Consider the following 14,495-nt stretch of genomic DNA (forward strand, 5'->3'; position numbering starts at 1 on the left):
GCCACTTGCTAATTTTCCGATCTACACTACCACTAATTAACTGTTTACCATCAGGACTAATAGCTACAGATAACACAGCTTCAGCTTGTCCAGAAAAAGTATATAGTAGTTTTCCAGTTAGCAAATTCCATAAATTCACTTGTCTGTCATCGCTACCACTAACTAAGGTCTTATTATCAGGATGAATAGCTACATCATTAACATTAGATTTGTGTCCTTTCAGAGTTTTTACACATTGCCGAACTTCCTTGTATGGGGGGTTTACGGCTGATATTTTTTCTTCATTTTCAGGTAATTTATCATGAGATTTAGCTTTTAATTGTTGTAATTCATCATCAATTTCTAAATTTGTAAATTTAGCATTTAGATCATCACCAGATAACTCTATTAATGCTTCAAAATAATAATCATTTTGCACAACTTTTTCCTCCATACGTTCAAAAAGTTGCATGGGAGTTTCTTGGAACTGCGAATTATCTAATAATTTTACTACACCATAACTAGCGAGTCCCAAAACCGCACCAATTCCTGCCATTGGTACATTGGTACAGTACCAATACCAAAAGCTAAACCAACTTTAGGGGCAACAAATCCGATATTACCGATAATATTAGAAATACCAAAACCACTAATAGCACCTATTCCCATTGTGCCAAAAACGGTGGAATCTCCTTCTATAATTCCTGTAAAAGCACCATAAACAGCAGCACCAACAACCGTGCCTACAGCCGTTACAGAAGTTGCGCCTATTCCTACCGCACCAAAACCTCCAGCAATGCCAATACCTCCCACAGTAGAGGAAATACGCGCACCTGTTAACATTCCAGTGGTGATAAAAGCTGCACCTGTTGAAGAACTTGCTTTCATGGCTTATGAGTGTCAATTTGATTAGATGAAGAAAATACAAATATTGAGACAATTGATAATTAGTCTTTTAACAAAGACACAAAAACGCAATAAAAAACCCTTTGCGTCTTTGCGCCTTTGCGTGAGACTATTTAACTATAAGCCTCCATTGGTAAATAAGAATAAACAAAATTCCTATCCCCAAAAGCCGTGTTAATTCTCGCCACACTTGGACAAAACTTATATTCCTTATTCCAAGGTGCAGGATAAGCAGCTTGTTCACGGGAATAGGGATGATTCCATTCACCAATAATCAAACTTTCCGCAGTGTGAGGGGCATTTTTTAAAAGATTATCGTGAATATCCATTAAATCCTGGACATCCTGATTCAGACAATGACAATTTCAGCATCTCATCAATAACTTACAAATAACAATCCTGTAAATCCTCAAATCCTGGACATCCTGATTCAGACAATTACAATTTCAGCATCCCACCAACAACCTACAAATCACAATCCTGTAAATCCTAAAATCCTGGATATCCTGATTCTGACAAAAAATATGAATCAGATATTTTTATTATATTGGGTTGCGTTCCTTAATCTAAGCTAGAAGATGAGCGATCGCATTAAAACATACTTGCATTCATATTACACAGCATTTTGCATTATTTTTAGTTACCCCTCTGACCATTTATAAGTTATAGTATTGACTTTGTATACATTTCCTAATACTCTTGTTATAGAATTTAGAATATAAATAATAGATTTACCAAAAATTTGTTATGAGTTTAATGGATTCAGTTAACTAAGAACAAGGAAGAGTTATTTTGCAGCTAGAACAACTCTTAGACGTACTTAAATATACTCAGTCACCAAACTACTGTAATAGCAGTGTTAAACATGACCCCACGACTGAGCATACATTTCGTGCTGCAAAACAAGCTGGTGTAAAGGGAACTTATGTTTTTCACACTAGCCCACCTAATGATGAAATTCTACCTGTTAGACCCGCTGTTCATGTTGCAGAAGCTAAAACACCAGACGAAGCTAGGGATATTCATCGTAAACTCTGGAATCTTGGTAACGCACCATTCTTAATAGTAATACTTCCCAATCAAATTAGAGTTTATACAGGTTTTGATTACGATCAAAAAAATAAGAATCAAGGCTTAATAGATACAGTTGATTCTAATATTACTGATATTGAAGCTAAATTAGATTATCTTTTTGCTGATTCCATAGATTCGGGTAAACTGTGGCAAACTCAAGCTAAAAATCTTATTCCTGAAAAGCGCGTTGATCTACATTTATTAAAAAATCTTAAAAAGTTAGGGGAGAGATTAGAAGAAAAAGGGGTTAACCTCTCGATTGCTCATGCTTTAATTGGCAAATACGTCTACATTCGTTATCTTTGGGATAGAGGGATTTTATCTAATCAGTGGTTAGAAGAAAATAATATCAACTTGGATAGTGTATTTAGCCGCAATGCAACTTTAACAGGTTTCAGGAAGCTAGTTGAGGCTTTAGAGAAACGCTTCAATGGTGATATTTTTCCTCTACCATTAAAAAATAAAAAACTACCAGAAGATGAAATTATTGCCTTAGTAGCATCTGTATTTAAAGGAGATGATCCTATTTCTGGTCAACTTCACCTTGACTTTGATATATATGATTTTTCTTATATTCCTGTTGAAACATTATCTTCTATCTATGAGCAATTCCTCCATGCACAAGGTAAAGGAAAAAAAGTTGGTGCTGTTTATACACCTGAGCCTTTAGCTGACTATTTAATTTCGGAACTTAACTATACTAAAAATCTCAAAAAAGGAATGAAAATTCTTGACCCATGTTGTGGTTCTGGAATTTTCTTAGTCTTAGCTTATCGCAGATTAATAGAAATAGAATTAGCTAATAGTAAAAATAAAAAATTAAGTCCTACACAACTTAGTCAAATTCTTGTAGACAGTGTTTATGGTATTGAGCGAAATGCTGATGCTTGCTATGTAACAGAATTTAGTTTAATTTTAACGATGCTCAACTATATTGAGCCTCCAGATTTACATAAAAATAAAGATTTCCAATTTCCTGCATTACATAATTATAGAATTTTTGAATGTGATTTCTTCGATAATGAATCTGAAATTTTTCAAAGTAATTTAAAGTTTAATTGGATTGTAGGTAATCCACCCTGGATAGAACTTAAACCAGATACAAAAGGTGAAGCATTAGCACTAAATTGGATTAAAAATAATTCTGTTAATCGGCCAGCTACAGGTAACAGAGTTTCTGAAGCTTTTACTTGGCGAGTAACTGATCTACTAGATGATAAAGGTTGTGCAGGTTTACTTATACACGCCAAGAGTTTATTTAACCATGAGTCTGAAAAGTACCGTAGAAGCTTTTTTCAGCAACACGAAGTTGTACGAATTACTAACTTTTCTAATTTAGCTTATGTTCTATTTGGTAAAAGGGGAGAAGCTCCTGCTGCAACTGTAGTTTATAGCAAAGCTAAACCAGAACAAGAAAAACCACCGATTATTCATTATTCTCCTTTTGTCATTAATCAAATTTCTAATCGATCTTGGAAAGCAGATAAAAAAAATTCAACTTGGATAATCACTATTAATGAGAATGAAATACAAACTGTTTCACCTGATGACGCAGAAAGTGGAGAAGCTATTGTTTGGAAATTAGCTTTGTGGGGTAGCTACCGAGACAAAAGAGCTATTAAGCGTTTACGCCGATTATTTACAATTAATTTAGGTGAATTAATTGAAGAAAAAGGTTGGTATCTTCATCAGGGATTAGAACTTAGAGATGGTTCAATTTTGCACAATCAAGAAAGTGATTCCATAGATGAAGCTTACTATCTTAAAGGCTTAGAGATACTTAATGCCAATTTAATGGCACAATCGAAGAATCGCTTTTCAATCCCGGAAGAATTTTTACGATTAATTCCACCGGAAAAGTATTTTATAAGAAAAGGTAGAATAATAGGCTTAACCGTTGCCTATGCTCCACATTTAATTCTATCTCCTAACTACTTTATCTATAGTGATATTAATTTTGTCATTCCCCATCCTAAAGTTGGTTTATCTGGAAGTAAATCAGATGCTGATTTATTACGCGCTCTTTCAGTTTTTCTGAGTTCTAGTATCAGCAAATACTACTTATTCTTTCAAAGTTCATCATGGGGTATCGCCAGAAGTTTTATTAGCCATAAAGATATCAAAAATATTCCTATCCCTAATTTATCCTCAGACCAAATTAGAGAATTATCTCGACTTCAGAAAGAACTAGCTTCTTCTGAAATGGCTTTTTATCAAGAATCTTTATCAGTGCCAGAAAATGTTGATATGCTACTGCAAGAAAAGCTTGATGAAGAATTAGAAAACATAATTAAAATCCCTAAAAATATAAGTATTTTGGCAAGAGATTTTTGGCGGGTTAAATTCAAACTTAACAAAGGTAAAGCAGTTAGTTTAGCTACTGTAATACCAACAGAAGAAGCATTGCTAAATTATGGGCAATGTTTAGCAAATGAATTAGATGATTTTGCAGATAGTAGTCATATACATCATAAAGTTTCTATAGTTCACTCAGAGAATATGATTGTTTGTACAGTAGAAATGATTAAATCAAATAGTTCAATAAATGTTACTGTTGAACGAGCAAATAAAGAATCATCATCCTTCTTAGTAGAAATTTATCAAAAACTAAGAGAACAATTTAGTCAATGGGTGTACATTCAACGTGGTATACGTATTATAGATGGTTCAAAAATTCATATTTGTAAATCTCCTCGCCTGATTGATTGGACAAAAACACAAGCGTTAAATGACTCTGATGATATTATTGCTGAAATACTTTCTTACAGATAGAGGTAAAAACTAATGATAATGGAGCAAGATATAAATGACACAAAGACAGCCTGATCCAAATTGGATTGCCACTTATGATAGTTTCTTTCGCAGGGACGCACATCAATTGCTTGCTTGGGGTTATGAAGATGCTCGAACTAATATTAATCCCACATTAGAAGAAACTGAAATCACAGGCTTCATAGCTGAAAAAATAGATAAAAGGTTTGATGATCCTGATACTCCATCTCGTTTTGAACGTTATTATTTAGGTGAAGATAAGCCAATAACGGGTGAAGGTAGAACTGGAAAATCTAGGCGCAGATTGGATCTTGTAATTGAATGGAGTGGGTGTAAACCACGTCCCAAATATGTTTTTGAAGCAAAACGTTTACGTAAACAGGGATATCCCATAAGTAAGTACACAGGTGAAGACGGATTACAACCATTTGTAGATGGAACTGCTTATGCTGCTCAGTATCCAGAAGCTGCTATGATTGGCTACATTCAAAGTGATAATTATGAATATTGGATTCGAGAACTAACTAGAAAATTTACTGAATCTAACAATGGCCTTTCTATAATACAAGAATTGACACAAGTTGAGGTTATTGCTTCTTTACCCAATGAGTTGGTGAGTCAACATGATCGCTCAACAGGAAGTCCAATCACTGTTTATCATATTCTCCTTGATTGCTCTGAAATTTCTATATAAGTTAAATTTACGAATAAGTAATTAAAAGATGAATAACTAAGATATGATTTTTTTATTATTGAGGAAAAATGGCGATTTTTTGATGATAGATAATATCCTGTGATTGTAATTATCATTGTTTATCTTTCAATATTCACAGACAATTTATCAATAACAATCCTGTACATCCTAAAATTCTGGACATCCTGATTCTGACAATTACAATTTCAACATCCCACCAACAACCTACAAATAACAATCATGTAAATCCATGAACACACCTAATACCCAAAATAAAAAATTAGACGAAATTACATATATAATAAATGGCTGTGCAATGAAAATACACCGAACTTTGGGAAATGGTTTTCAGGAAGTTATTTATCAAAGATGTCTGGAAATTGAACTCAAAAAATCAGGTTTAGGTTTTGGAAGGGAGGTAGAACAAGTAATTTATTATGAAGGAATTGAAGTAGGAACACGAAGGGCGGATTTTATAGTTGAAAATCAGGTTGCGGTGGAGTTGAAAGCGGTTATTTCTTTGGAAGATGTTCATTTAGCGCAAGCGAAAAATTATTTGGTAGCTTATAATTTTCCTGTGGGTTTATTGATTAATTTTGGAGCGTTAAAGTTGGAATATAAGAAGGTTTTTAATCCTAGATATCAGGGTTAATTTGTCTGAATCAGGATGTCCAGGATTTAAGGATTTTCAGGATGTTGTTGTTGATTTGAAGTGGGGATTTTGAGGATTTTTTTGTCTGAATCAGGATGTCCAGGATTAGAGGATTTTCAGGATGTGGTTGTTTTATTGTCTATGAGAAATAGAGACTTTGGGATAATTGATAAGATAAATTATTTGTTAAATTATTAAATTATCTGCTGTTACTTCTTGACTATTACTGTAACTGTATTTTATCATCTTTCAATATTTACAGACAATTTATTAATTACAATCTGTCTGAATCAGGATAACCAGGATTAGAGGATTTTCAGGATGTAGTTGTTTGATTGTCTATAAAATATAGAGATTTTGGGATGATAGATAAGTTATCAGTTAAATTATCCGCTGTTACTTCTTGACTATTACTGTAACTGGATTTTATAATCTTCAAATCTTCACAGACAATTCATCAATAACAATCCTGTACATCCTAAAATCCTGGACATCCTGATTCAGACAATTACAATTTCAGCATCCCACCAACAACTTACAAATAACAATCCTGAAAATCCTAAAATCCTGGACATCCTGATTCAGACAAAAAATATGAATCAGATATTTTCATTATGTTGGGTTGCGTTCCTTAATCTAAGCTAGAAAATGAGCGATCGCACTATAAAATAAATATACATAATCAAATTATACTGTGATATGATATTATACCATTGGGGGTATTACTTGATTTTTTAAGTAATTTAGCTAGATTTTAAGAAAAATACCACTGATATCCAAACAACCTGTAATTATCTGTTAAAAGGAGTGTAGTAATTGATGTATCCATATAGCCTAAGAAATTTTACAGATATTCGCCAAGATACTCACGAACAAGCTAGATATATTCACTGGTTTTGCCAAAATCATATGGATACCCATACATCTAATTTAAAATTGTTTGACTTTATAGATGATGACGCACTAAAAACAAGAATCGCTAAAGAACTTTACGTAGCAAGGTATTTTTGTAAACTTCAGTTTGCCTTTAAACCAGTATGGAATCAAGAATCTTTTGAATTATTTGGTTGTTTAAAATTACAAATTGTTCAATATGGAGGTATTTTTGAAGCAATCATTGTTTATTTTCTACGGAAAAATATTGATCATGTAGCCGTCAGAAATAAGACTAAAACTCCCGAATATATCCACCAAGAAGGAGCTTTAGCTAAAGGGGTATCAATTCAACAACAAGATAAAAAATCAGGTCAAATAGAATCCTTATATTTGTGTAAGAAAAAAGAATCTTATAAGAATGTAGAACTTTTAAGAATGGAAGAGAAATTAGAGGCTGCTGTTGAAATAGGAATTATCTCTGATCAGACTAAAAAGTCAATACTCAACATTTATAATTTAAGAAACTCTGTACATATTCAGAAAGCTGCAAAAAATGAAATTGAATTAGAAATTGATCATTGCAAAAACGCATTTTCTACGTTTTGGGAGTTTTTGGAAGAAATAAGAAAATATTTAGAATACTCAGAAACACCAGAAATGAAAGAAGAAGAAGAGAGAATTAAATCTGAATTTGAAGAAAGTATTAATTCCTTAAATCAAAAGAATGTAACTAATTCAGAGATAGAAATGTTAGTACCAGGTTTTGAATCCTTATAAAAGTAAAGAAGATACATTATGTTTCAGAAGCAATTAGAAATAATTTGTGTTTTAGGAATTATCGTAGCCTCTAATACCATTTTTCCTAGTCCTGGCTTATCACAAACTCCAAAAAACTCAAATAAATGGATTATTTCGAGTATAGAAACTTCAGACAAAGTAGATATGGGTTGTGCGCCTAAGAGTAATCAATCTCGAATACTATCAAGTCCGAATCCTAACGATATTCATCCTGACTGGAAAGGTGAAAGCTATATTGGAATGTCTTGGAGTTTAATAGCAAAAAAAATTATTAATAACGATACAGGTATTTATCTGAAAGGTGATTTATATTCACCGAGAGGAGGATTAATAAATGAAAATATATTCGTTATAGAAAATGAATGGGATTGTAATTCAAATTGAAAGAGTTCGTAAGGTGCGTTACATTTCATTAACGCACCCTACAATTAACTAACTATAAGCCTCCATCGGTAAACAAGAACAAACAAAATTCCTATCCCCAAAAGCAGCATCTATTCTCCCCACACTTGGCCAGAACTTATATTCCTTATTCCAAGGTGCAGGATAAGCAGCTTGTTCACGGGAATAGGGATGATTCCACTCACCAATAATCAAACTTTCCGCAGTGTGAGGGGCATTTTTCAAAAGATTATCTTCAATGTCCATTTTACCAGATTCAATTGCGGCAACTTCCTCACGAATCGCAATCAAAGCATCACAAAAACGATCTAATTCCTGTTTAGATTCACTTTCCGTTGGTTCTACCATAATTGTCCCAGCAACAGGCCAAGAAACAGTAGGTGCATGAAAACCATAATCCATTAACCGCTTCGCAACATCATCAATTTCGATATGCGCTGATTTCTTCAAACTTCGCAAATCTAAAATACATTCATGTGCCACCAAACCATTTTTTCCCTGATACAAAACTGGATAATATGACTCTAATTTCTTAGCCATGTAATTAGCATTCAAAATGGCAATTTTGGTTGCTTCCGTCAACCCATCTGCACCCATCATGATAATATACATCCAAGAAATCACTAGGATACTTGCACTACCCCAAGGTGCAGCAGAAACAGCACCCAAATCACCACCCATTCTCACCACAGAATGTCCTGGTAAAAACGGGACAAGGTGGGAAGCGACACCAATGGGACCCATTCCCGGACCACCACCACCATGAGGAATACAGAAAGTTTTGTGTAAATTCAAATGACAGACATCTGCACCAATATCACCAGGACGACAAATACCTACTTGGGCATTCATATTAGCGCCGTCCATGTAAACTTGTCCACCGTGAGAATGAATTACCGCACAAATTTCTTGAATTGCTTCTTCAAATACCCCATGAGTTGATGGATATGTCACCATTAAAGCTGATAATTCATGACTATGTTTTTCAGCTTTGGCTTTTAAATCTTCAACATCAATATTACCATGATCATCACAAGCAACTCCCACTACTTTCATTCCACACATTACCGCACTCGCGGGATTTGTACCATGTGCAGATTGGGGAATTAAACAAACGTTTCTGTGTCCTTCCCCCCGACTTTGATGATATTCATGAATTACCAAAAGTCCCGCATATTCACCTTGAGAACCTGCATTTGGTTGTAAGGAAATTCCCGCAAAACCTGTAATTTCTGATAACCATGCTTCTAGTTGTTGGAAGAGGATTTGATAACCTCTAGTTTGGGAAATTGGCGCAAAAGGATGGATTTTACCAAATTCCGCCCAAGTGACGGGAATCATTTCCGAAGTCGCGTTTAATTTCATGGTACAAGAACCCAAGGGAATCATTGAGGTGGTTAATGATAAATCCTTGCTTTCTAGTTGATGCAAATAACGTAATAACTCAGTTTCAGAATGATAACGGTTAAAAACTGGATGGGTGAGATATTTACTTTGACGTGATAATTGAGAATTGGTAATTGGTAATTCTTCCACAGTAAAAGGTAGTTGATCTTTGAGTGCGAAAATTTGCCAAATATCAATTAAATCTGTTTCTGTTGTAGTTTCATCTAAGGAAATACCAACTGTGGAATTATCAAAAATTCTCAAGTTGATATTTCTCTCATTCGCAGCGTCGAGAATTGCTTCTAATTTGGTATTTCCTAATTCTACCCGCAAGGTATCAAAGAAGTTTTCCGAAGTGATTTTATAACCTAACTTTTTCAGTCCTGCGGCTAAAGTTGCGGTAAGTTCATGGATATTTTGAGCGATCGCTCTCAGTCCATCGGGTCCATGATACACTGCATACATACTCGCCATCACTGCCAATAAAACCTGTGCCGTGCAAATATTACTGGTGGCCTTATCTCTGCGGATGTGTTGTTCGCGGGTTTGCAAAGCTAAACGGTATGCAGGTTTACCATGAATATCTTTTGATACCCCGACAATACGCCCTGGAACGAGCCGTTTATACTCTTCCTTCGTGGCAAAATAAGCAGCGTGTGGTCCCCCAAATCCCAAGGGAATACCGAAGCGTTGGGTACTACCTACAGCAATATCAGCCCCTAATTCACCGGGGGGTGTGAGTAATGTTAAACTTAAAGGATCTGCGGCTATTGTCACCAATGCACCCTGAGCATGGGACTTTGTGATAAAATCGCAGTAGTCGTAAATTGTACCGTCAGTTGCGGGATATTGCAGAACTGCACCAAAGATAGTTTCGGTAAAATCGAAAGTTTGATGATCACCGATAATGATGTTTATGCCTAAAGGTTTGGCGCGTGTTTGCAATACATCAATGGTTTGAGGATGACATTCACTAGACACAAAATAGTTATGGGATTTATTTTTGCACACACCATAACTCATACTCATGGCTTCTGCGGCTGCTGTCCCTTCGTCAAGCAAAGAAGCGTTAGCAATTTCTAAACCCGTTAAGTCAATAATCATGGTTTGGAAATTTAACAACGCTTCCAAACGTCCTTGAGCAATTTCTGGCTGATAAGGGGTGTATGCTGTATACCAACCGGGATTTTCTAAGATGTTGCGTTGAATGACGGTAGGGGTAATACAGTCATAATATCCCATGCCGATAAATGAGCGATAAACTTGATTTTTATCGGCTATTTGCTTTAATTTTGCCAGTGCTGCGTATTCGCTTTGCGCTGCTGGTAGATTAAGGGTTTGATGAAACCGGATTGCCTGTGGTACTGTTTTATCAATCAGATCATCAAGGCTGGAAAGACCTAATGAATCTAGCATTTGCTGAACATCATCGGGTTTTGGTGCAATGTGTCTTTGTGCAAAGTTGCCTAATTTTTGACTAGTGTGAGGTTGAGTGCGCGGGGGATTAGCTACCACAAATCGTTCTCCAAAGGTTTCTGTATTAATATATTGTAATGATCACTTTTGGATATTAGGGTTTTTTCTATATCTTGATTTTTTTCTCGCAGAGGCGCAGAGGCGCAGAGAGGAAAGGAAGAAATTAAGGATTGGTTGAATTTATTGTTTGGTAATGTTTCCATTTTTGCTGTAGTCGTTTTCTTTTTTCGGGTGTTAAGGTATGGAAACAGTGGGGACAGGAAATACTTTTTTCATATTCTGGGGAGGTTTTATCTTTTTCGGAAACGGGATATCCACAAGCAAAGCATAATTCTTGATTTCCTGTTTCTAAGTTATGACTAACTGTGATTCTTTCATCAAAAATAAAACATTCTCCTTCCCATAAACTTTCTGTTTGGGGAACTTCTTCTAGATATTTGAGAATGCCTCCTTTGAGGTGATAAATTTCTTCAAAACCTTGAGAAAGTAGATAAGATGAGGCTTTTTCGCAACGAATTCCTCCAGTACAAAACATTGCTACTTTTTTATGCTTTTTGGGGTCAAGATGTTTTTGGACATATTCGGGAAAATCTCGAAATATCTGAGTTTGCGGATTTTCTGCTCCTTTGAAAGTCCCAATGGTGACTTCATAATCATTGCGGGTATCAATGACTGTGACTTCTGGGTTAGAAATTAAATCATTCCAGTCTTCGGGTTTGACATAAGTTCCTACTTTTTCCGCTGGGTTTACTTCTGGTAAGCCTAAAGTGACAATTTCTGGCTTTAAGCGGATTTTTAACCGCTCAAATGGGGGAATTTCTGTGTAGGATTCTTTATGTTCTAAATCTGCAAACCGTGAATCATTGCGAAGAAAGGCTAGAACTGTGTCAATTTGCTGACGAGAACCGGCAATTGTGCCGTTAATTCCTTCCTGTGCTAGTAAGATAGTTCCTTTGATTCCTTGTGACTGACAAAGGGATAATAAGGCTGCTTGTAGTTCTCTACAATCAGGGAGATTCACGAATTTATATAGTGCAGCAACAACTGTCTGATTTTCTTGGTTCATGGTCTTGGCAAATTAATAATAATAGTTTATGATGACTTAGTTATGTAAAATTAACCCTTTTTACATAAAAAACACACTTGGGGGTTTAGCTCAGTTGGTAGAGCGCCTGCTTTGCAAGCAGGATGTCAGCGGTTCGAGTCCGCTAACCTCCATTGATTTACGAAATACGTCTCACGCAAAGGCGCAAAGGCGCAAAGAATAAAAGCCACATTTCAATCCAGCAAGCCCTAATTATGTTTAAATACTAGGGAAAAGTTATTTGCTGGCATGGGGTAAGTTTGGTGCAATATCAGATTTTGGGCTTCAGCAGCTTTTACTACATCTTCTAAATTACGCACTCCCCAGTCTGGATTCTGTGCTTGTAAAGACTCATCAAAATCAGCGTTACTGGGTGCGGTATGTTCGCCATTTTGTTTATAGGGACCATACAAGTAGAGTATACCACCAGGTGGCAGAATCCGTCCAGCCCCTGCCATTAGTCCTAAACAGGATGACCAAGGGGAAATATGAATCATGTTAATATTGACAATGGCAGAAATAGGTGGTTGTGGTATTATCTCTTTTTCCACAGGCCAAATTGGTGAACTTGCATCTAAATCTAGGGGTGGCTGCATGGCTTTACAGGGGAAAAATTCAGTCCAGGCGCTAATACTAGCACGCAGTTCTGGGTTAGGGTCTGAAGGTAGCCATTGTCGAGGTGCGAGGTGGTAAGAGAAAAATGTGGCGTGTTCACCTGTGCCACTGGCTATTTCTAAAATAGTCCCATGTTGAGGCAATATTTGTAAAAGCAATTCTAGAATCGGTTCGCGGTTGCGCTGGGTTGCGGGGGCAAATCTTCGCTGGTCTGCGGGTGTGTTCATATTGGGTGAGCATTCACTATCATAATTAAATTAGCAGCGATCGCTCAATTTTAGCTTTTTTCGCCACACTACAGGAGAACAATTTGCCTAAGTCTATTCATTCTACCCAACCTCCCCTAAAATTTATTCCTCAACGTCATAATCCCTTCGTTGTTAAAGTCGTGTCTTGGTTTTTGCCTTTGATTTTGCGGGTAAGAACTAGACCTTGGCTACCTGCGGGTATTGTCAATATTGAAGCTAAAAACGCCGAAGTTTTAGCTAAATTATACCACGAATTTCAAGCAGGTAAAGTCCGATTTTTAATTGCTTTCCGTCACCCAGAGGTGGAAGATCCTCTATCTATGTTATACCTACTATCACGAATTGTCCCCCAGGCAGCCAGGGAAAAAGGTATTAGTCTCAAATACCCTGTTCACAGTCATTTTATGTATGAACGAGGAATGACTTTATGGGCAGGAAATTGGTTGGGATGGTTATTTTCTAGACTTGGTGGTGTACCTATTCGTAGAGGGAAACGCGTAGATAGAAATGCTATCCAAACGGCCAGAGAATTATTTGCTAATGCCGAAATGCCGATTGCGATCGCTCCTGAAGGTGGTACAAATGGACATAGTAGTATAGTCAGTCCTTTAGAACCGGGTGTGGCGCAATTGGGTTTTTGGTGTGTGGAAGATTTAAAAAAGGCTAACCGCGAAGAACAGGTTTTTATTATTCCTATTGGCATTAAATATAGTTATGTTAATCCCCCTTGGCAAAAAATAGATTGGCTTTTATCTAAATTGGAAGCTGATAGCGGTTTACCTGGGACGGAACTTAGTACAAATGGAAAGGAACGGGAAGGAATTTTATATCAGCGGGTTTTACGTTTAGCTGAATATCTAATTTCGGAAATGGAGGAATTTTATCGCCGTTTCTATCATCAAGACTTTCCAGAAATTATCAGTTCAGAAGTTCCTATAAATGAATTGTTAACTACTAGATTACACAGTTTGATGGACACTGCTTTGAAAATTACGGAAAAGTATTTTAATATCCAGCCTCAAGGTAATTTTATTGATAGATGTCGCCGTTTAGAGGATGCTGGTTGGAATTATATTTATCGAGATGATATTGCCGATATTCCAAGTTTACCACCTTTTAAACGGGGTCTAGCTGATTGGGTAGCTGAAGAAGCAGATTTAAAAATGCAGCACATGAGAATTGCTGAAAGTTTTGTGGCGGTTACTGCTGATTATATTCTCCAAAAACCCACACCAGAAAGATTTGCAGAAACGCTTTTATTAATGTTTGATATGTTGTCTCGCATTCAGAATTCTACTTTACCAGGAAGACCACGTTTAGGTTTAAAACAAGCTATGATTTTTGTTGGTGAACCGATTAATGTGAATACAAGATGGGAAAATTGTCAAGGAAATAAACAAGCTTTGCGAAAGGGTGTAAGTGAGTTGACGCAGGATTTACAAGTGATGTTGGAAGGGTTAATTCAGGACTAAGTTCACACTCCAGACGCAGAGGCGCGAAGAGGTTTTGTAATAGTTTCATTTATCGGCGAAA

10 protein-coding genes, 1 tRNA gene and 2 pseudogenes are annotated in these 14,495 nt (G+C 36.1%); 7 read left to right on the forward strand and 6 right to left on the reverse strand.

The window, feature by feature from the left end; genetic code table 11:
* From FJR37_RS26720 to FJR37_RS01990, 3 genes and pseudogenes are all read right to left on the reverse strand, one after another.
* Positions 1 to 535, reverse strand: a pseudogene (locus FJR37_RS26720) (hypothetical protein); the annotation flags it as partial.
* A complete protein-coding gene (locus tag FJR37_RS26725; protein WP_052149818.1) occupies positions 490 to 867 on the reverse strand; it encodes a hypothetical protein in 378 nt (125 codons plus the stop codon). The pseudogene FJR37_RS26720 and the gene FJR37_RS26725, both read right to left, overlap by 46 nt.
* A 131-nt stretch (positions 868 to 998) precedes the next feature.
* A pseudogene (locus FJR37_RS01990) lies at positions 999 to 1,214 on the reverse strand (hypothetical protein); the annotation flags it as partial.
* A 463-nt stretch (positions 1,215 to 1,677) separates the two neighbouring features.
* On the opposite strand from FJR37_RS01990, the gene FJR37_RS01995 reads away from it, so the two are divergent.
* From FJR37_RS01995 to FJR37_RS02015, 5 genes are all read left to right on the forward strand, one after another.
* Positions 1,678 to 4,731: a class I SAM-dependent DNA methyltransferase gene (locus FJR37_RS01995; RefSeq protein WP_168465145.1), complete on the forward strand. Its 3,054-nt coding sequence runs from the start codon at positions 1,678 to 1,680 to the stop codon at positions 4,729 to 4,731.
* Between the two features lie 34 nt (positions 4,732 to 4,765).
* Complete coding sequence (locus FJR37_RS02000) at positions 4,766 to 5,425, forward strand: hypothetical protein (RefSeq protein ID WP_039200772.1); 660 nt, start codon at positions 4,766 to 4,768, stop codon at positions 5,423 to 5,425.
* 250 nt (positions 5,426 to 5,675) lie between these two features.
* Positions 5,676 to 6,077, forward strand: a complete 402-nt coding sequence (locus tag FJR37_RS02005) for a GxxExxY protein (RefSeq protein ID WP_168465146.1) — start codon at positions 5,676 to 5,678, stop codon at positions 6,075 to 6,077.
* Between the two features lie 819 nt (positions 6,078 to 6,896).
* The gene (locus tag FJR37_RS02010; protein ID WP_217355155.1) at positions 6,897 to 7,730 is read left to right on the forward strand and encodes a hypothetical protein; all 834 of its coding nucleotides are present in this window, start codon (positions 6,897 to 6,899) and stop codon (positions 7,728 to 7,730) included.
* 18 nt (positions 7,731 to 7,748) lie between these two features.
* On the forward strand, positions 7,749 to 8,135 hold the full coding sequence (locus tag FJR37_RS02015) for a hypothetical protein (RefSeq protein WP_168465148.1): 387 nt from the start codon (positions 7,749 to 7,751) through the stop codon (positions 8,133 to 8,135).
* A gap of 48 nt (positions 8,136 to 8,183) precedes the next feature.
* On the opposite strand, the gene gcvP is transcribed toward FJR37_RS02015, so the two are convergent.
* Both gcvP and FJR37_RS02025 read right to left on the reverse strand, forming a co-directional pair.
* Positions 8,184 to 11,054, reverse strand: coding sequence for an aminomethyl-transferring glycine dehydrogenase (gene gcvP / locus FJR37_RS02020; RefSeq protein ID WP_168465149.1), 2,871 nt, complete (start codon positions 11,052 to 11,054; stop codon positions 8,184 to 8,186).
* 124 nt (positions 11,055 to 11,178) lie between these two features.
* The gene (locus FJR37_RS02025; protein ID WP_168465150.1) at positions 11,179 to 12,081 is read right to left on the reverse strand and encodes a rhodanese-related sulfurtransferase; all 903 of its coding nucleotides are present in this window, start codon (positions 12,079 to 12,081) and stop codon (positions 11,179 to 11,181) included.
* Positions 12,082 to 12,160: 79 nt separating this feature from the next.
* On the opposite strand from FJR37_RS02025, the gene FJR37_RS02030 reads away from it, so the two are divergent.
* Positions 12,161 to 12,233, forward strand: a tRNA-Ala gene (locus FJR37_RS02030).
* Between the two features lie 75 nt (positions 12,234 to 12,308).
* On the opposite strand, the gene FJR37_RS02035 is transcribed toward FJR37_RS02030, so the two are convergent.
* On the reverse strand, positions 12,309 to 12,941 hold the full coding sequence (locus FJR37_RS02035; protein ID WP_168465151.1) for a DUF938 domain-containing protein: 633 nt from the start codon (positions 12,939 to 12,941) through the stop codon (positions 12,309 to 12,311).
* A gap of 83 nt (positions 12,942 to 13,024) precedes the next feature.
* Between FJR37_RS02035 and FJR37_RS02040 the strand changes: the two genes are divergently transcribed.
* Positions 13,025 to 14,434, forward strand: a complete 1,410-nt coding sequence (locus FJR37_RS02040; RefSeq protein ID WP_174763374.1) for a 1-acyl-sn-glycerol-3-phosphate acyltransferase — start codon at positions 13,025 to 13,027, stop codon at positions 14,432 to 14,434.
* The last annotated feature ends 61 nt before the right edge of the window (positions 14,435 to 14,495 follow it).

This window comes from Aphanizomenon sp. UHCC 0183, from assembly GCF_009712065.1.
Lineage (GTDB): Bacteria > Cyanobacteriota > Cyanobacteriia > Cyanobacteriales > Nostocaceae > Dolichospermum > Dolichospermum heterosporum.

What these genes read in the sequence shown, in the direction of transcription:
- FJR37_RS26725 (WP_052149818.1), bottom strand. Translation starts at nt 867, where the DNA reads ATGAAAGCAAGTTCTTCAACAGGTGCAGCTTTTATCACCACTGGAATG.
- FJR37_RS02000 (WP_039200772.1), top strand. Translation starts at nt 4,766, where the DNA reads ATGACACAAAGACAGCCTGATCCAAATTGGATTGCCACTTATGATAGT.
- FJR37_RS02005 (WP_168465146.1), top strand. Translation starts at nt 5,676, where the DNA reads ATGAACACACCTAATACCCAAAATAAAAAATTAGACGAAATTACATAT.
- FJR37_RS02010 (WP_217355155.1), top strand. Translation starts at nt 6,897, where the DNA reads ATGTATCCATATAGCCTAAGAAATTTTACAGATATTCGCCAAGATACT.
- FJR37_RS02015 (WP_168465148.1), top strand. Translation starts at nt 7,749, where the DNA reads ATGTTTCAGAAGCAATTAGAAATAATTTGTGTTTTAGGAATTATCGTA.
- FJR37_RS02025 (WP_168465150.1), bottom strand. Translation starts at nt 12,081, where the DNA reads ATGAACCAAGAAAATCAGACAGTTGTTGCTGCACTATATAAATTCGTG.
- FJR37_RS02035 (WP_168465151.1), bottom strand. Translation starts at nt 12,941, where the DNA reads ATGAACACACCCGCAGACCAGCGAAGATTTGCCCCCGCAACCCAGCGC.